This window comes from Thermosphaera sp., from assembly GCF_059755995.1.
This window is the reverse complement of record NZ_DBOUKL010000035.1, coordinates 1-15,685: the sequence shown is the minus strand read 5'-3', so window position 1 is coordinate 15,685 and position 15,685 is coordinate 1. Positions and strand designations below refer to the sequence as shown.

At 48.6% G+C, this 15,685-nt stretch carries 20 protein-coding genes and 1 pseudogene; 8 read left to right on the top strand and 13 right to left on the bottom strand.

All coding sequences use genetic code 11. The annotated features are described in order from the left end of the window. Window positions 1–259 (top strand): annotated as a pseudogene (locus tag AC3OH0_RS03910) (glutamate dehydrogenase); the annotation flags it as partial. On the opposite strand, the gene AC3OH0_RS03905 reads toward AC3OH0_RS03910, so the two are convergent. Further along, the gene (locus AC3OH0_RS03905; protein ID WP_193436722.1) at window positions 256–510 is read right to left on the bottom strand and encodes a DUF504 domain-containing protein; all 255 of its coding nucleotides are present in this window, start codon (window positions 508–510) and stop codon (window positions 256–258) included. The pseudogene AC3OH0_RS03910 and the gene AC3OH0_RS03905 sit on opposite strands and share 4 nt — an antisense overlap. A 74-nt stretch (window positions 511–584) precedes the next feature. Between AC3OH0_RS03905 and AC3OH0_RS03900 the strand changes: the two genes are divergently transcribed. After that, a complete protein-coding gene (locus AC3OH0_RS03900; RefSeq protein WP_193436721.1) occupies window positions 585–848 on the top strand; it encodes a hypothetical protein in 264 nt (87 codons plus the stop codon). A gap of 6 nt (window positions 849–854) precedes the next feature. On the opposite strand, the gene AC3OH0_RS03895 is transcribed toward AC3OH0_RS03900, so the two are convergent. After that, window positions 855–1,952 carry a polyprenyl synthetase family protein gene (locus AC3OH0_RS03895; RefSeq protein WP_498344838.1) on the bottom strand — a complete coding sequence of 366 codons (1,098 nt, stop codon included), beginning with the start codon at window positions 1,950–1,952 and terminating at the stop codon, window positions 855–857. Window positions 1,953–1,996: 44 nt separating this feature from the next. Then, the gene (locus AC3OH0_RS03890) at window positions 1,997–2,722 is read right to left on the bottom strand and encodes a 5-formyltetrahydrofolate cyclo-ligase (RefSeq protein ID WP_193436719.1); all 726 of its coding nucleotides are present in this window, start codon (window positions 2,720–2,722) and stop codon (window positions 1,997–1,999) included. A gap of 63 nt (window positions 2,723–2,785) precedes the next feature. On the opposite strand from AC3OH0_RS03890, the gene AC3OH0_RS03885 reads away from it, so the two are divergent. Beyond that, the gene (locus AC3OH0_RS03885; protein WP_193436718.1) at window positions 2,786–3,442 is read left to right on the top strand and encodes an orotidine 5'-phosphate decarboxylase / HUMPS family protein; all 657 of its coding nucleotides are present in this window, start codon (window positions 2,786–2,788) and stop codon (window positions 3,440–3,442) included. Here the strand turns inward: AC3OH0_RS03885 and AC3OH0_RS03880 are convergent. After that, window positions 3,439–4,545 carry a tryptophan--tRNA ligase gene (locus AC3OH0_RS03880; protein WP_193436717.1) on the bottom strand — a complete coding sequence of 369 codons (1,107 nt, stop codon included), beginning with the start codon at window positions 4,543–4,545 and terminating at the stop codon, window positions 3,439–3,441. The genes AC3OH0_RS03885 and AC3OH0_RS03880 overlap by 4 nt on opposite strands. Before the next feature lie 198 nt (window positions 4,546–4,743). Next, window positions 4,744–6,558 (bottom strand): glutamine--fructose-6-phosphate transaminase (isomerizing), encoded by a 1,815-nt coding sequence (gene glmS / locus AC3OH0_RS03875; protein ID WP_193436716.1) that lies wholly within the window; start codon window positions 6,556–6,558, stop codon window positions 4,744–4,746. A gap of 89 nt (window positions 6,559–6,647) precedes the next feature. Here glmS and AC3OH0_RS03870 point away from each other — a divergent pair, with 89 nt between their 5' ends. Beyond that, window positions 6,648–7,304: a hypothetical protein gene (locus AC3OH0_RS03870; RefSeq protein WP_193436715.1), complete on the top strand. Its 657-nt coding sequence runs from the start codon at window positions 6,648–6,650 to the stop codon at window positions 7,302–7,304. On the opposite strand, the gene AC3OH0_RS03865 is transcribed toward AC3OH0_RS03870, so the two are convergent. The 3 genes from AC3OH0_RS03865 to AC3OH0_RS03855 form a co-directional block, all read right to left on the bottom strand. Continuing rightward, the gene (locus tag AC3OH0_RS03865; protein ID WP_193436714.1) at window positions 7,272–7,478 is read right to left on the bottom strand and encodes a hypothetical protein; all 207 of its coding nucleotides are present in this window, start codon (window positions 7,476–7,478) and stop codon (window positions 7,272–7,274) included. The genes AC3OH0_RS03870 and AC3OH0_RS03865 overlap by 33 nt on opposite strands. Beyond that, the gene (cutA, locus tag AC3OH0_RS03860; RefSeq protein WP_227410949.1) at window positions 7,475–7,798 is read right to left on the bottom strand and encodes a divalent-cation tolerance protein CutA; all 324 of its coding nucleotides are present in this window, start codon (window positions 7,796–7,798) and stop codon (window positions 7,475–7,477) included. The genes AC3OH0_RS03865 and cutA overlap by 4 nt, the downstream gene beginning before the upstream one ends. A gap of 109 nt (window positions 7,799–7,907) precedes the next feature. Beyond that, window positions 7,908–8,219: a hypothetical protein gene (locus tag AC3OH0_RS03855; protein ID WP_193436712.1), complete on the bottom strand. Its 312-nt coding sequence runs from the start codon at window positions 8,217–8,219 to the stop codon at window positions 7,908–7,910. 165 nt (window positions 8,220–8,384) lie between these two features. On the opposite strand from AC3OH0_RS03855, the gene AC3OH0_RS03850 reads away from it, so the two are divergent. Continuing rightward, window positions 8,385–9,029, top strand: a complete 645-nt coding sequence (locus AC3OH0_RS03850) for a Snf7 family protein (protein WP_193436711.1) — start codon at window positions 8,385–8,387, stop codon at window positions 9,027–9,029. 5 nt (window positions 9,030–9,034) lie between these two features. On the opposite strand, the gene AC3OH0_RS03845 is transcribed toward AC3OH0_RS03850, so the two are convergent. From AC3OH0_RS03845 to AC3OH0_RS03830, 4 genes are read right to left on the bottom strand one after another with little or no spacing between them, the layout of a single operon-like run. Further along, window positions 9,035–9,571 carry a hypothetical protein gene (locus AC3OH0_RS03845; RefSeq protein WP_498344837.1) on the bottom strand — a complete coding sequence of 179 codons (537 nt, stop codon included), beginning with the start codon at window positions 9,569–9,571 and terminating at the stop codon, window positions 9,035–9,037. A gap of 17 nt (window positions 9,572–9,588) precedes the next feature. Further along, window positions 9,589–10,590 (bottom strand): AIR synthase-related protein, encoded by a 1,002-nt coding sequence (locus AC3OH0_RS03840; protein ID WP_193436709.1) that lies wholly within the window; start codon window positions 10,588–10,590, stop codon window positions 9,589–9,591. Continuing rightward, entirely contained in the window at window positions 10,571–10,912 is a 342-nt protein-coding gene (locus AC3OH0_RS03835) for a hypothetical protein (protein ID WP_193436708.1), read from the bottom strand. Before AC3OH0_RS03835 ends, AC3OH0_RS03840 begins: the two co-directional genes overlap by 20 nt. Further along, entirely contained in the window at window positions 10,909–11,766 is an 858-nt protein-coding gene (locus tag AC3OH0_RS03830) for a TatD family hydrolase (protein ID WP_193436707.1), read from the bottom strand. Before AC3OH0_RS03830 ends, AC3OH0_RS03835 begins: the two co-directional genes overlap by 4 nt. A gap of 62 nt (window positions 11,767–11,828) precedes the next feature. Here AC3OH0_RS03830 and AC3OH0_RS03825 point away from each other — a divergent pair, with 62 nt between their 5' ends. Genes AC3OH0_RS03825 through AC3OH0_RS03815 form a run of 3 tightly spaced genes read left to right on the top strand, consistent with a single transcriptional unit; the run spans window position 11,829 to window position 14,710 of the window. After that, window positions 11,829–12,524: a ribbon-helix-helix protein, CopG family gene (locus AC3OH0_RS03825; protein ID WP_193436898.1), complete on the top strand. Its 696-nt coding sequence runs from the start codon at window positions 11,829–11,831 to the stop codon at window positions 12,522–12,524. A 9-nt stretch (window positions 12,525–12,533) separates the two neighbouring features. Continuing rightward, window positions 12,534–13,592, top strand: coding sequence for an MBL fold metallo-hydrolase (locus tag AC3OH0_RS03820; RefSeq protein ID WP_193436706.1), 1,059 nt, complete (start codon window positions 12,534–12,536; stop codon window positions 13,590–13,592). A 26-nt stretch (window positions 13,593–13,618) separates the two neighbouring features. Next, a complete protein-coding gene (locus tag AC3OH0_RS03815) occupies window positions 13,619–14,710 on the top strand; it encodes a glycosyltransferase family 4 protein (RefSeq protein WP_227410920.1) in 1,092 nt (363 codons plus the stop codon). Window positions 14,711–14,943: 233 nt separating this feature from the next. Here the strand turns inward: AC3OH0_RS03815 and AC3OH0_RS03810 are convergent, their stop codons facing one another. Continuing rightward, complete coding sequence (locus AC3OH0_RS03810) at window positions 14,944–15,570, bottom strand: translin family protein (RefSeq protein ID WP_227410919.1); 627 nt, start codon at window positions 15,568–15,570, stop codon at window positions 14,944–14,946. Window positions 15,571–15,685: the final 115 nt, after the last annotated feature.

The window sequence follows — 15,685 nt, the reverse complement described above, 5'->3', positions numbered from 1 at the left end:
AGTCGTAGTCGTCCCAGACATCCTTGCGAACGCTGGAGGCGTTACAATGAGCTGGATTGAGTGGAGCCACAACAGGATGGGTTGCTGGTTAACAGACGATGAAGCGTTAAGCAGGCTTGACAAAATGATGACCATAAACTTCCACAGAGTTTACGACGACTGGCAGAAAAGGTTCTCGCAATACCCGATGAGAATTGCCGCCTACGCCATAGCTGTTGACAGAGTAGTAAAAGCAATGAAGCTTAGAGGCTGGATCTAGGGCTTTTCGCCACGCCTATAAACCATTTTCCCGTTTTTTAACCTTATCTCTACAACTCTGTGAAAAGGTATTTGATCCTCCCCGGTGAAGATGTAGCCTCTTCTTACATCAGTTATAAACTCGCCGGGCACCGGCTTCAAAACGTCAACCCCTTCATCCCTGTATTTAACGTAGACAACGTAATCGTTTTTACGGCCTCCGAAGAAAATCTTCTTCAACCATTCCTCGATCTCTCCCTTCCTCCTAGTCAACATTCAACCACGAGATACGTTAAAAGCCGGGTTACTATTATATTAGTTTAAAATAAAAGGCTTGGTGAACCTGTTTGAGAAAGAGAACTATTGGAGCACTACTGATGTTTTCAACAACTGTTTTCATGGGTTTCTACACATACCTGTTATTCTTCTCGAGCAAAAGCCTCCAAGAGGTTACGTTGAAAATTACAATATACTCTCTAGTGTTCATATTCGCGGCCTCTCTCTTTCTAATAGGCTACGGGTTCTTTAAAACCCCCACGTTAACCCCTCAGGAGGTTAGGGAGAGAATTAAGAGAGCGAATACGGGTAAGGAACGTGAGGAGATGCGGTAGGAAATATTACTTCTCCCTGTAGGCTAGCTTATTGAGGAGCCAGGTTAAAACCTCCTTCGCTTCACGGTTTACTTCAACAGCCTTCTCAACCTCTCGCAACGCCTGTGAGACCAACTCGTCTATGAGCTTCAAGTTGTAGTCTAAGCTACCGGTTGATTTAACGATCTCCCTTACTCGTTCAACATGCTCTTCCGTTATCCTCTCACTAGGCAGTTCGTCATACACTTCCTCGAGAAACTTTTTATCACTGCTGGAAGAGAGCTCGTATGCTTTTATAATGAGAAGGGTTTTCTTCTTTCCTTTAACATCACTTCCACTGGGCTTCCCCGTGGTGCGCGGGTCTCCGAATAAGCCTATTATGTCATCCCTAAGCTGGAAGGCTATTCCAGCCGGCATAGCGTAAGAGGAGAGCTCGTTTAGAAGCCTGTCAGTGTACTTTAAAGAGGCTATGGCGCCTAAATGTAAGGGTAACTCCACCGTGTAGGATGCTGTCTTCAACTTGTGAACAAGTAGGATATCGTTTTCACCCACCCTAGCTAACGGCAGATTGGAGTATAGGACATCCAGGTATTGGCCGTAAGCAACCATTCTCAAACCTTTAGAGTAAGTGGTGATAAGTTTTACGAAGGCTTCGCTAGGGAGCTTGAGCATGGCCAGGTTTTCCACGGCTGTTGCTTCAAGATAGTCTCCGACGGTAATTGCTTGTGAAACACCGTAGTGTGTGCAGTTTGACGATGTGCAAGCCTTCAAGCACTCATCCCTGAACCATGCGTGCACGGTTGGACCTCCCCTCCTCAGCTCATCCATATCCATGATATCGTCGTGGACTAGGAGGTAGCTCTGAAGCAATTCAAGCGCTGCCATTAGCTTTGAAATAGTTTCGACATCTCCTGAGCCCCAGGTCCTGCTCCAGTAGCCCACTAAGGCTAGGAAAGCGCGAATCCTTTTCCCCCCGCGTAAAGTATAATCTCTCGCAATAAACGGGATATTGTTTAAATGAGGGCTTACACCGCCTGCTTCTCTCTCAAGCTCGTTGAAAACTTCACTTAGCCTTGACTCAACGAGTTTCACGCTATAGTTCAACAGGTTGGAAAACTCTTCCATCAAATCATCCCGTTAAGTATTGATTACTATGGTGAGTTATTAAGCTACTTGCTCAGTATTGATTTAAGCTCCCTTACCACTTCAAGGTTCTCCTTATCGCCTAGCAACTCCCAGAAAATCCCCTTGGGTCTAACCATCTCTCCATCAATCCTTATCAGCTTAGCCGGTGTCGCAACATAGTCTACCGTGTAGTCATGAGGCTCCAGTGGAACCTCGTCAACGATTTGGAGGTCGTGAATGGTTGTTAAAATAGGGGTTTTCTCGTCGAGAAGATGCAGTTCTCTTAGAATAGCGTACTCGAGCTCTGAGTAGCCGCCTCCCTTCCCAAGCCTTCTACCCTTTAAGTCGACTGCGACGCATCCAGTAACAACAAGATCTACTGGGGGAATTTCTCTCAGCGAGACCCTCCTACCATGCTTGAAAGCTCCCTTAATAGTTGTAGCCTGCCGTATACGTGAAGGCTCTATTGAGCTAGGCTTCAGCACTAGGAAGCCGTTCAACAGTCTAGGAGTCGCCATTACAAGAGTCTTCCCCTGCCTCAACGCGTGCTCTCTTAAATGGGCCTGGGGCGAGTCCGGGTTGGACTTCACGACTTCAGCATTCTCCCACACTTTCAAACTCAATAAGCGCTGAGCAGCCCTTTCAGCCCCTGCAAAGTTAGGTATTCTACCGTAAACAGGTCTCGGAAACAACGCTACATTCTTCTCCTCTAGCAACCTCCAGATTCTCTCCCGAATAAGCTGCTTCTGCGCCTTAATGTTTAAAGTCATCTCTACCTACCAGGCTCTCACATATTTAATTATGTGTGGGAATTATAGGTTGTTGTGGTCTAGATGCCGGGAAAGCTACAGATTGCCCTAGATCTCCTGGAGCTTACGAAAGCTGTTGAAATATCTACTAGGATAGTTTCCGCAGTCACCTGCGAGAACATCTGGATCGAGGTGGGCACGCCTCTTCTGAAATCCTGGGGCAAGATAGCTGTGAAAGCCTTGAAAAACATAACAGACTGCTTCATAGTGGCTGACACGAAAACCATGGATGTTCCCGAGGTCGAAGGCGCGACCGTCTTCAGCGCTGGAGCAGATGCTTACACTATACTCGCGGTTGCTGACGACGAAGTCGTGAAGGAAGGGGTCAGGTTTGCACACGAGAGCGGTAAGACCGTGATAGCGGACTTGATAAACCATCCTGAACCGTTGAAAAGAGGCATTGAGCTAGCTAACTACGGCGTCGACGTGCTACTGTTCCACATCGGTATCAGCGTTCAGAAAGCCCGCGGGGTTTCTGCGAAAGACTTGATCAACGAGGTGAGGGAGCTGAGAAGACTTGTTTCATCCAGGATAGCAGTGGCTGGAGGGCTGAAGCCAGGCGACATAAAGCCGTTGATCGACTCAGGTGTTGACATCGTCGTGGTAGGCGGCGCGATAACTAAGAATCCTGAGCCGGAGAACGTTGTTAAGCAGATACTTAGAGAAATGGGCTATGATTAGAAGGACGGTATGTTAACTATTTTTCCAACAATATTACTCTCCTTTACTTCCTGATACCTTCTACGGTGCTCTCTTATTCTTTCGAGAAGGAGGTCCAAGGCCTTCCTCTTGCACTGCCCGCATAGAATCCTGCCGCTAACGCAATCATCGTATACTTCCTTAAGCTTCTCATCATCATACAGCAGGTGGTAGAGATACATCTCATAAACCGTGCACTTCCACGGCTCACCCCCCAGCCTCCTCTGCTCCTCAGCCGTCGCCCGCCCCCCTGTTAAAGCGCTTACGAACTTCTTCCTAACCACTTCTTCATCATCGTCTAAATGGATAGCGAACTCCGGCCTGCTCTTACTCATCTTATTGCCGTCCAGCCCTCGGATAAGCTTATGGTATATAGATCCCGGGCGCTTCAAGCCTAGCTCTCCTTCAAACCTGTCGGCTATGTCCCTCGTCAACCGAAGGTGGGGGTCTTGATCAGCACCCACAGGGACGAGAACGTTCTTAAACCCCCCGTAGGAGTCTAGCTGCAAGTGCAGGATATCCGCTGCCTGCGTTAGAGAAGCAATGATTTTACCCGGGGACAGCTCCCCATATATCGCCTCCATTTCCGCCATAGTTATTTTCCTGGAAAACATCTGTATCAGACGATAGTATTCCTCCTTCATAGAGGTTTGGAAGTAGAACTCTGTTCTCTCCGGATCTAAACCCCATGCGATAGCGTGGGCTATGAAGTCCACACCGTTTAAAATAGTTGATCTCCTATCCTCCCTCCTCACCACATATGCCTCCGCATCAGCGATCGCGATTTTAACGTGAGCCCCTAGCTCCTGGAAGAACCTTAACTCCTCGTAAACCATAGCAGTGCCTAAGTGAGGCCTACCGCTCGGCATGAATCCTGTGAGAGCCGCTACCCTGCGGCCAGCCCTAAGATCCTCCAGCCACTTGTCAAAATCCCTGTGCCCGAAAACCACTCTACGGGTGAAATACGGGTGTAGCCTGCTCATCAACCCGTAAACCTCGTTAATAGGCCGTATCCCGAACTCTTCCAGCAATTTCTCATAATCCTCTATTGCGAAATGCCCCCAGGGGTCTAGCCTAGCGCTCATCCACAATCCTCCTTAGCATATTTCAATCCTTAACAAGCCATTATAACCTTAACAGGAAGCCAGCAACCCGTGGAAACGGGGAAACCCGCAGAGATGAATGATCCGGCTCAGTCCCGGAGATTCCTCATCACACATCATCCTGGACTAGGATCCTTCATCGCCTTCATCGATCAAGAAAAGTCTTTGTAGACTTAAATACTAGGTGGTTATAGCTTTCGCGAGGCCAGGAGGAGTGTCGATAGGTCTATTAAACCCTACCCCAAGCCTGTATGCGAGCAATTGGATTGGAATGCTGGATATGATCGGGGAGAGATACCTTGGAACGCTGGGTGTTTGAATAGTGACGCTGTCGCCAAACCTGCCAGGACCGATCACGATGGGTTTAGCACCCTTATTGCGGGCTTCCTCCAAAACCTTAACGTACAGTGGTTTAGCCTGATCCTCCGCGGGCTCTATCAGTATCATTGGGAAATCATTGGAGATCAACACCATGGGTCCATGCCTCATCTCGCCAAGCTGGAATCCTTCAGCGTGAATTATCGCTGCCTCCTTAAGCTTCAATGCGCCCTCGAGAGCAAGGGGGTAGTTTATCCCGCTGCTCGCAACGTAAGCGCTCTTCCAGTCATAGTCCAGCTGAACAATACTGGTCACACTCTTGTCAAACTCCGATATCTTCTCCTTCAACAATGCGGAAGCATTCCTAACCTCGTCAACTATTCTCCGGTAATCATCCCGAGTGGTTTTACCTGTGAACATCCCCGTGTAGGATGCGAAGAGAAGCAGTGTCGCAAGCGTCGCAGTAAACGACTTCGTCGCCGGCACCGCTATCTCCGGCCCAGCACCTATCGGAAGGTAAACGTTAGACTCCAAGGCAAGCCTTGACCCGACGTTGTTGGTAATCCCTATAACCACAGCCCCTCTCTGCTTAGCAAGCTTAATGCTCGATATCACATCGGAGGTTTCACCGCTCTGGCTTATCGCAATAACCACAGTGCCGGTCTCAACAGTTTCCAAAGCATAGTAGGGAAACTCTGCTGCTGAAACCGGGTCAACACTCACACCCGCTAAGTCGTTAAAGTAGTAAGAACCTATCATTCCGGCGTGAAGGCTCGTCCCATTGGCAAGTATGAAAGCATTCTTCGCACCGTACACGATCATTGATGCTAAGCGGAGATACTTCTCCATTACCGCGAGCAAAACCCTGTTTAAAGCCTCGGGCGTTTCATATATCTCCTTAAGCATGAAGTGGGGGAAGCCGCCTTTCTCCCCAGCCTCGGCAAAGTGCTTTACCCTTTTACCCTGAAGCCCTGAAGGGGTGATAATGCTTCCGTCAGCGATCCTTACTCCTGAGAAGCCTTCAGCATCCACCCAGCCCACTGTTCCATCCTCAACCACGTACGCGGTTTCAGCGAAGCCGTATAAAGAGGGGATGTCGCTTGAAAGGAAGTAGCAATTCCCCCCTGCACCGATGACCAATGGCTGACCATTCGCGATAAAGAATATCTTCCTATACGGCTCGACAAGAAATGCCAGAGCGTACAACCCTTTCAACTGTCTACTCAGGTTTTGAAGCGCTTCTAACACGTTGACCCGCTGGTTCAACTCTTCTTCAAGCAGGTGGGCCCCTACCTCCGTGTCCGTCCTCCCCTTGAACTGGTGCCCCCTATCCTCGAGTACTCTTCGAAACTCCTCGTAATTCTCGATTATGCCGTCTCCTACAACGGCGATTCTACCGGTGCAATCCAGCAGGGGATGAGTATTCTCTAAGACAGGCCAGCCCCTGCTAGCATATCTTGTATGTGCAACCGCGACGTCCGAGTCAACGTTTAAAAAGCTTAATTGTGGAGCAATCTTCTCTAAATGCCCGGGTGATTTCAATACAACGATTTTATCCCCTCGTAGAAAAGCAACACCAGCTCCGTCATAACCCCTGTAGACAAGCCTCCTCAAGCCATTGTACAAGACGCCTTCAGGTATTCTCTCCTTACAAACCGCGGCAAATATACCGCCCATGCCCAGCCCTCAAGATATATATGAGGAATAACCATATTTATAGTGAAACAATGTGTCTCCAATAAGCGCGTCATGGAGTAAGATGCGGGTTGCCCCGTGTAACTTATGTGAGAATACTAGGGGAGGATAGAATCCGTCTCTCCAAGGGATATCTCGGCTATGACGAGTTTGAAGGTTTGACAATGAGGGTTCGCGAAACCCTGTTTCAATACTATCTGAAGCATGAGGGGCTCGTATTTCACACAATGAGCGGATTCTTCACGGTTCTGCCAGGAAATGCTAGCGAGCTGGATGAGAAAATGGTTTACCAGCAGTTGAACCAGATGGTTGAACACGGGGTTTCATTCGTATCTGTTAGCCATAGTAAACCATACACTACACTGCTACTTGCTTCGAAATACTTGTTCGATAAGCCTGGATTCACCTTTTTAGCGGGAGAGACAGGTGAAGTGGTGATCGCGCTCTTCGATTACAGTAGTGAGCTACCTCCCAATGACCTAGCCCTCAGCGTTTACGTTAGTAAGTACTATTGTGCTGAAATCTCTAAGCTAATGTTTAGAAACGGAGGGTTGCTGCTAGAGTGCAGGGATGCAAGGTCGGTGGGTCTGCTAGATCCTTCAAGCATTAGCGAGTTTTTAAGCCTTGGGCTTGACTTCAAGGTGGGTATAGGTAAAGCGGTGACACCCCTCCAGGCTTATGTGAAAGCTCAAAGATCACTTGACCGGGGAATCCCGTTGGTCGAGTAATGCACTTCTAATCCCTTCCTGTTTGAACTCGAGAATGGTTAAAGTGATGAAAACCGTGAAAACAATGAGCAAAGCAATGTAGGAGAACGGGTCAAGGCCTTCAACCCAGTCCTGAAGACGAGTGTTGTTTATCGGCTGAGTTATCCTTGTCAGGGTTTCCTCCATTGAACTCAACTCGTTGATTCACGCACCCATCTCAGGTAGTCCGGGTTGCCCGCAACAACCGGTATTGCTATGATTTCGGGGACACTATAAGAGTGGATTTTCCTAACCTCCTTGATAAGGGATTCTAGTTTTTCAAAAGTAGTCTTAACAATTAAGAGGAGCTCTCCACCCTCCTCAACCTTGCCCTCCCACCAGTATATGCTTGTAACATCTCTTACAATGTTAACGCATGCCGCTAACTTAGCCTCGACAAGCATTCTGCCTATTTTCAAAGCCTCTTCACGCGTGCTTGCTGTTATTAGGACAACCACCCAGCCACCCTCCAACACCAGCACCCTCCATCCTGAGCAGATTATGATGTCAGATCTGGGGCCCGTTCATCGCTACCGCTCCCCGGTAATACCATTCATCACTCACTATACTTTCAGTATTCCCCGGTTATAATGCTTCGCTCCCGCTGGCCCCAGGCTCGACAACCGTTAGCTTCTCCCTGGCCTTGTTTGACCTGGCGAAGCCCAGGTAGATGTTGATTATTCTAAGTGATTGATTAACCTCCTCATCCAGAAAACACCTGGTTTCAACAACCCTGCCGGTGACAACCACCCCTCTTATCTTCCTGAATCTCTCCTCTCCACACTCCACAACCTCAGCCTTTTCCAGCAAGCCAATCATTGCCAAGGCCTCAACATATCGAAGTGGACAGTCTTTCTCACACGTAATGTAAATGTCAAACTGACTTGAAGACTCCATGCAGGCTTCGACCCCTCTGCTTGTATTAGAGTTATCTACGTAAAATATTATTAATATTCCCAGTGCCACAAGTTATCCAGATACCCTGAACAGTTGTCTAGAGTCCTATTCTTTAAAAACATTTCAACTTCGATAAGAAGAGTGAGCCTTAAACTGGTGGAAAATATGAGTTGGGCAGGAATCAGACGTGAGGAAACCATTGGCGACAAGTTGAGGAGACTCTTCACCAATGACAAGGAGCCGATTGAGAAGAAAGCGATTGTTGCTCAATACAGGGTTAAAACAGCTATTGGCAGGATAAATGGTTACATCGAGAAGCTCTCAGAAAGGGACCGTGAGTTATTTGAAATCATCGTGGACGCTTTGTCAAGAAGGGATGAAGTAAGGGCTAGAATGTATGCTCGCGAAGTAGCCGAGATAAGGAAGATTACCAAGCAGCTGTTAACCGTTCAATACGCCTTGGAGCACGCTGCGTTGAAGCTTGAGACCTTCGTGATATATGGTGGAGCTGTCAACGAGGTTGCGCCAGTACTGGGTGTTATGAAGGAGGCGCTTGGAATACTGAAGGGTGTTGCACCGGACATTTGGATCGACCTCCAATACGCTGTGAGAGAGCTTGAGACCGCGATGGGTGCAGGGATGGTCGACCTGTCGATAGAGGTTGGCACTGGATTGGATGGCGAGGCTAAGAAGGTGTTAGAGGAGGCCAAGGTTGTGGCTGAGCAGAAGATTAAGGAGAGGTTCGCGGAGCTTCCAAGAACTATCGGTGTTGGGGAAGGAGAAGCCTCGAAAACAACTGCTACTCCTTAAAATCCTTAAACACTGATTTTTCCAAGCTTAACATTTAAACTCTGGATTAGTTTTTTATTAACCACGGTTTCTAACTCATCGACCAGGAATTTTATGTCATTGTATTTTTCAACATAGTCTCCCCTATTGTAAGGGTCGAATTCCACTGAGAATCCTTTAGAAATTACTTTAATCCTTCCAGGCGAGAACAATGCTTTAAACCTGCCGGCTGAAACCCAGACCTCGCGGTTTTCGGGGCTGAAGGAAACCATGAACCTCCTAGGGCTTGCCTTAGCGAACACTACCTGATTCTTTAAAGCATAAGCATAGAGATAAGGAGCTAGTTTAATGCCTTCCCCGCCCCCCTGTAGCAACTGTGCTTTCTCGCCTAATGCTTTAACAAGTTTTCCAAGCATCTCAACATCCTCCCTAACTCTTGAAACAAGGCTCACAACCTTAGGGTTCATCTTGCCAGACTCCTTTAGCACATTACTCGTTATCTTCTCGGCAATGCTTAACAGGGTCTCTGAAGCGATCAAGAGTCCGCTTGAAACACTCGTCATAGTAAACACCAATGGTTTTAAAATAACTCCCACACCTTATAAATCTCATCAACAATATCAGAGTCTATTGAAACGGTCTCGCTTCCCTTCCTCAGCAACACCTCGGGCTTCTCCGAGTCTTCAACCCAGCCTATAATGTTAAACTCCTTGCCGCTCTCCGCTGCTACTTTTTCCGCTGTTTTCAACCTGGACTCCGGCAGGGTTGCAATGATGCACCCACTGCTCAATATTCTCAACGGGTCGAGACCCAATGAGGAGACTATCCTATCCACCACCGGGTCCAACCTTATACGGGAGGCGTCTACGACGACTTTTTTACGGCTTGCCACCGCTAGCTCTCTCAGAGCCTGGATCAACCCGCCCTCCGTGACATCGTGCATGGCGTTAACGATGTTTCTAAGCCCGAGGGCTACTTTCACGACGCTGATATTGTACATGTAGCTCTTAGCGATCTCGATGAATTCAACCGGGACATTCTTCTCCAGCAACTTCTCCTCCCAATCCCATGCTAGAACCCCCGCGCCCTCTCCACCTATCTTCCCAACCACGACTACTACATCGCCGGGCCGGGCATCCCTCGTCAATACGACCCTACCATTGGTGTACCCGATAGCCGTCATCACTATTATGGTCCGCTGGAGGCCGGGAGTAACCTCTGTGTGCCCGCCTACAACCACACCATTAATCTCCCCTAGAGCCCTCCCTATATCCGTGAAGATCTTCTCAAGCTCCTCCATGTTTAACTCGGGCGATACGAGTATTGTGGGCAGGAACCACCTGGGGTGAACACCTCTCACAGCTAGGTCGTTAGCCGCGACGTGAACAGCTAAGTACCCGGCGTGCTCCACACCGGTTGTAATCGGGTCTGAGTGAGTCACCATGAACCCGTCTCCAAGCCTTACAACCCCGGCATCTTCTCCTTGAGACGGGCCTAGAACCACGTCCGGATCTTTAACAGGTAGTTTTCCAAGAAGCTGGGACATTGTCATCCAATCTAGCTTACCGGTTTTCAAAACCATCAAACCACCACCTGTTAGGGTTAATGAGGAATTTATAAGCAGTTTTAACACTCTTGTTCCTGGCGAAGCAGTCCCGGCATATGTAGGCTACGTTTGAAACCTGGATCATACAGTCCTCACATCCCAGCCTACCGCATACTACGCAGTAGCCTACTGATAACTGTTTCCCACAGAGCTCGCAAAGCGTGAGAGAGCATACTTTGCAGATTCCTCGCTGATCATCGAAGTCCTGCCTGCACACCCTTCTACCGCACAACCTGCATGTGTAGACCGCGTCGTTAACCATGCAGATCTCGCATCTCTGTTGCAAAGCATTGCTCATGGAGGAGGCACCTCGTAGATTTTCGAAACATTGTCAACGTTCAGCTTGAACACGGTTTCCTCGGAAACCTCACTCCTCTCAAGCTTCTCGTTGAAAAACCTGGGAATCTCCCACGGGTATGCTGAAACCCCGGGCCGCTTAGGATCATCTATAAAGTCGGACTCTACCAGGAACCCGTCGAGCCGTATTCCAGGCGTTCCCAGGATTTTCTCCAAGCTAGTCTTAACCGGGAGGGTTGCCGGGAGACCGAGCACGCTGCTCCACAATCCTGTCTCATAGTTAACATGGTGGAGCACCACCCTGTTGCTCTTGCAAGGGATTTTATCAAGTATTTTCGCAATGTTGAAAGCTGTTGCCCAACCCCCCTGCTCAAGGTGTAGGTGGACGAGGGCTTGGTGCTGACAGGCTAGCTCCAGGGCCTCCATCATTATCGTCTCTGATAATACCAGCCTCTCCGGACTCGTGCCGTAGTGCTGCCGCCCAACCTCGCCTATCCCGTGGATCAGGCCCTTCCTTACATAGTCAATTATCAAGTTGAGAACCTTCACCGCCAGCTCGTAAACCTCCTTCTTGCTGAGGCCCCTTCTCAAATACTCGTCTACTTCGCTCGGGTGGAATCCTGCTAGGGCTACAACGCTCAACCCCTCACTCCTAGCGGACTCCGCCTCCCTTACAAGCAGGTCAAGGGTCTTCCTGTAGGAGTCGACCGATATCTCGGTGAAACCGTAATGGTATGGTGGGAGAGAGACAAGCGATATGAACCAGCCTCCTTCCTTCTTAAACTTCTTAGCTACCCTGCCCGCCCCTAAGCCTTGGAGAGGGTTTGTGTGAAGGTGTGAGTCAGCGTACAGCAATTCTTAAAACCCTCCTTGTTTAAATGAGAGTTTAAACTAATAATATAGGTTTGGATGCTATTATGGAAGCTGATGAAACGTTTGAGCTGAAAATACGGGTTTCCCGCGATACTTACGAGAAGCTGAAAGCTTTGGCGGAGAGGAAGGGTTTCACGGATGTCTCAGCCCTTATAGAGGAAATCGTTAAGCAACAGGTGCTAGGACCTGAGGCCGCTAGAGAGGTTGAGCTCGAGAAGCTGAGGCAGAAGCTTGAGCGCAGGCTCCAGGATGAGCTGAACAAGTCCCTCTCAGTTATTGATTCTTTAAGGAGACAGTTAACCGAGCTTTACGAGAGGGTTGACCATATCGAGAGCGTTGTTAAGGAGTTGTCTGAGAAAAAGGCTGAGGCGAAACCGCCCCCGCCTGTTCAACGGGGTAGGGCTTATAAAACAGGTATTGAAAGGCTTAGCGAGGATAAAATCCTGTTCGAGAGCACTCTCCCTCCCCGGATTCAACGGGATGCTTTCTTCTCCTACCTTGAAAGAGAAGGGGCTGTAGTGTTGAAGCTGAGCAGGGAGAGAATAGCCGTGGACAGAGGCTTCTGGGAGGAGTTCAAAGAAAAGCTTTTCAAAACGGTTACAACGAACAAGGAGGATGAGATAAAGCAGGCCCTGGGGGAGAAAGGGTTCGCGCTCTGGAGAGCCCTTTACGATGACAACCTCATAATCTACGACCCTAAGACAAGGGTTTGGAAGCCTTTGTTCAAAAACCCTGAGTAGGGGTCTGAGTTGCTCAATCAATACTACTACCGCGAACTACTGAAACATGTGAATATTCTCGAAAACGGTGCTATACTGCTAGGGGAGAACATATCCGTTGACGGTCATGGAGGCAGAAGGATAAGGGTAGTGACCCACGCCCACTCCGACCATGTAAATCAGCTCTCGGACAGCGTGAGAGAATCGGAGATTATACTAGCCACACCAGTTACTATTGAAATGATTGAACTCTTGGGATACGTGGGCAGGTCTCTTAGAACACTGTTTAAAATGAAGGCTAAGGCGTTAGAGTACAACCAGGTTTTCTCAACAGGGGTTGAGAAAGTAACCCTGCTACCAGCTGACCATATAGTAGGCTCTGCACAGGTCATGGTCGAGTACAAAGGATATAGATTAGGATACACCGGCGATTTTAAGCTAACCAAGAAGACAGCTGTAATGAAAAACCTGGATGTCCTAGTCATAGAAGCAACCTACGGTAATCCCACGCATCGCAGGCCTTTCAAAGACTCTGTACCAGGAATTCTCTACGAGCTGGTCAACTACGGCCTGTCATACTACGGGCAGGTGTTCATATATGGGTACCACGGTAAGGTGCAGGAAGCCATGAAGATCCTCAGGGAGAAAGGCGTGAGCGAGCCCTTCGTGTTAACTGAGAAGATTTACGAGATCACTAAGGCGCTTGAGAAATACGGTTTCAGAATAGCCAATGTTTTCAAGGAAGGCCCTGGGAGAAGGTTTGAGAGAAGCGTGGTGTTCAAACACATGATGTCCGCTTCAAGGCGCAGGCTTGACGGATCAGCCCTTCACATAGTCTTAAGCGGCTGGGAGTTCCGCGAGCCCTTCAGGAGGGTGGATGACTACACGTACCTGGTAGCCCTCAGCGATCACAGCGATTTCGACGATCTAGTCCAGTACGTGGAGACGGCTAAACCAGGCCTTGTCGTAGTGGATGCGTCGAGGAATGGGGATCCTCAAGGGCTTGCCTCTTCCCTCAGGGAGAAGGGTTACTGCACTGTCACGCTTCCCGGAGATCAAGAGTCGCAGATTGAGGAATACTGCTTATGACAAAACACATTGTAGTGAAACATCATATGATTAACACAATGGTAATGGGGCCTGGCGGAAGCGAGTACGTTACCATAGAAACAGCAATTGCTTTCGCGAAGAAAGGGTTTGAAGCATACATTGACTCGTGGACCCTTCGAAAGCCTGAGGATTTGCTAAGGATCACAGGATTCTTCGGCATATGGGTTGACGAGTTGGAGAACTATGATATCGGGCTAGGCGAGCCGCCCGGGAAGCCTGTTTTAACAGTAAACACTAGCGGCGACGCTATTTCAGGTATCGGAGATGTAATATACTTCCACTACCCTAGCCTAATGCCCCACGATACATACTATCCCGGGGTGAAAGGGATTGGAAGAATCGTTGGAAAAGCCTACTCACTCATAAATGCTGTGGCATTCCCATTCGTGTTTAGAAGAGCTAAAGCATTCGTGGCCAACTCCTCATTCACTGCAAGGTTCCTCAGAAGATACTACGGAATAAAACCTTTGATCATACACCCCCCAGCCAACCTTAAACCGCTTCTCATCCAGGAACCCCTGGGCTTTTACGAAAGAAAACCTTACGTATTAACAGTCTCCAGAATAAGCCCTGAGAAAAAGCCCGAGAGAGCTGTCGAGCTGGCATCGCTACTGAAGAAGAAGAAGATTGGTGTGAAGGTTGTTCTAGCAGGCTCCCTCTCAGAATACAATAACGACCTGTATCGCAATTTAAAAAACACTATAAGTAGCGAGGGTCTCGAAGAGTCTCTTGAAATCTTTCCCAACGCCCCGAGAAGCGAGCTTCTAAAATTATATAGAGAATCCCTTCTCTACATCCATCTAACCCCGAGGGAGCATTTCGGGATCTCAATCGTGGAGGCAATGGCGGCTGGAACACCCGTTATTACCCCTATAGATAGTGGAGGGTGGAGCGATATAGGGAACTACAATCCCGATATTGTCAAGCCTTATGAAACCCTGGAGGAGGCTGTTGAGATAATAAGCAGACTAGCTGGCAATAAGGAGGAGTGGGAAAAATTAAGCAGGAACGCGAGAACCAGGTCGTTCTTCTTCGACAGGGAAACATTTCACTTTAAAGTATATCAGGCATTAAGAAAATACATTTATTATGGATGATTGGAAATTGCGGACCTGACACAGGAATGATGAGGAAGAGCCGTTCTGAATATACTCCTACGTCATACCCGGATTAGATGAAGGTGAAAAACCTGAACCATCTTAAAAGCTCTCGCCAGCGAGTAACGACTGATGCACGTAGAGTTGACGCATTGAGGAATAGTCTGAGTCCAGCGTTCCCAGGCCTTGCAGAGGCTTAGCCGAGATGTTCTCAGCGAGGTTAACGCCGAGTTTTAAAGGTTTCCAAGCGTTCTCAAAGAGTTCTTGGTGGTTAAAATCAAAACCCTCGTATCCTCCACAAGCCTCGCAGCAACATCTACCTTGTGCCTCAGCCCAGGGGTTATCGCGTCAGGGTAGTCGAGACGCTTCAGGCTCTCATAGATTGCCTCCATGATCCTTAAATAGCGCGTTGCTTCTTCAACCAGTGCGCGGTCGAGAAGATCTACAATGTACCTTCTAAGCTCTCCCACAACATCCCCAAGCCCCTGCAGGTAAGCAGGTATTGGTACATCGATCTCCTCGAGAGACGGCATTCTCCCCTCCAACACTAAATGATACACGATGACCGCTTCCGCGAACTCGCTTAAAGCGTTATAGGAAAGCCCAGAGTATAGTAGGTCAGGATGCTTTGATAGGAGAGCGAGAAACTCCTCCTTCCTAGCCTTAAGGCTCTCCAGGATTTTTACGGCATTCTCTACTCTTTTAGCATGAACTGATGAGATAAGATCGCCTGACAGCCTGACAATCTCTCTCACAAGCCTGATCGCCTCCTCCCTAACCTTATCCTTCTCGTCAAGCATTTTAGAAACAGTCTCAATATCTCTCCTTAAAACACTCAACACCTGTGGCTCAAAACCCATGGTAACACCGTTTTAAACTATCCCTGGTAAAACTTATAAGAAGCCCTTAATCTAGATTAAAAATGGATCCCGCGGTAGCTCAGCGGCAGAGCGCCCGGCTGTAGTGGGACCACAG

Excerpts from the sequence above, each read along its gene's own strand:
- AC3OH0_RS03895 (WP_498344838.1), bottom strand. The coding sequence starts at position 1,952 with ATGGAAGAGTTTTCCAACCTGTTGAACTATAGCGTGAAACTCGTTGAG.
- AC3OH0_RS03890 (WP_193436719.1), bottom strand. The coding sequence starts at position 2,722 with ATGACTTTAAACATTAAGGCGCAGAAGCAGCTTATTCGGGAGAGAATC.
- AC3OH0_RS03885 (WP_193436718.1), top strand. The coding sequence starts at position 2,786 with ATGCCGGGAAAGCTACAGATTGCCCTAGATCTCCTGGAGCTTACGAAA.
- AC3OH0_RS03880 (WP_193436717.1), bottom strand. The coding sequence starts at position 4,545 with ATGAGCGCTAGGCTAGACCCCTGGGGGCATTTCGCAATAGAGGATTAT.
- glmS (WP_193436716.1), bottom strand. The coding sequence starts at position 6,558 with ATGGGCGGTATATTTGCCGCGGTTTGTAAGGAGAGAATACCTGAAGGC.
- AC3OH0_RS03855 (WP_193436712.1), bottom strand. The coding sequence starts at position 8,219 with ATGGAGTCTTCAAGTCAGTTTGACATTTACATTACGTGTGAGAAAGAC.
- AC3OH0_RS03850 (WP_193436711.1), top strand. The coding sequence starts at position 8,385 with ATGAGTTGGGCAGGAATCAGACGTGAGGAAACCATTGGCGACAAGTTG.
- AC3OH0_RS03845 (WP_498344837.1), bottom strand. The coding sequence starts at position 9,571 with ATGACGAGTGTTTCAAGCGGACTCTTGATCGCTTCAGAGACCCTGTTA.
- AC3OH0_RS03840 (WP_193436709.1), bottom strand. The coding sequence starts at position 10,590 with ATGGTTTTGAAAACCGGTAAGCTAGATTGGATGACAATGTCCCAGCTT.
- AC3OH0_RS03835 (WP_193436708.1), bottom strand. The coding sequence starts at position 10,912 with ATGAGCAATGCTTTGCAACAGAGATGCGAGATCTGCATGGTTAACGAC.
- AC3OH0_RS03825 (WP_193436898.1), top strand. The coding sequence starts at position 11,829 with ATGGAAGCTGATGAAACGTTTGAGCTGAAAATACGGGTTTCCCGCGAT.
- AC3OH0_RS03815 (WP_227410920.1), top strand. The coding sequence starts at position 13,619 with ATGATTAACACAATGGTAATGGGGCCTGGCGGAAGCGAGTACGTTACC.
- AC3OH0_RS03810 (WP_227410919.1), bottom strand. The coding sequence starts at position 15,570 with ATGGGTTTTGAGCCACAGGTGTTGAGTGTTTTAAGGAGAGATATTGAG.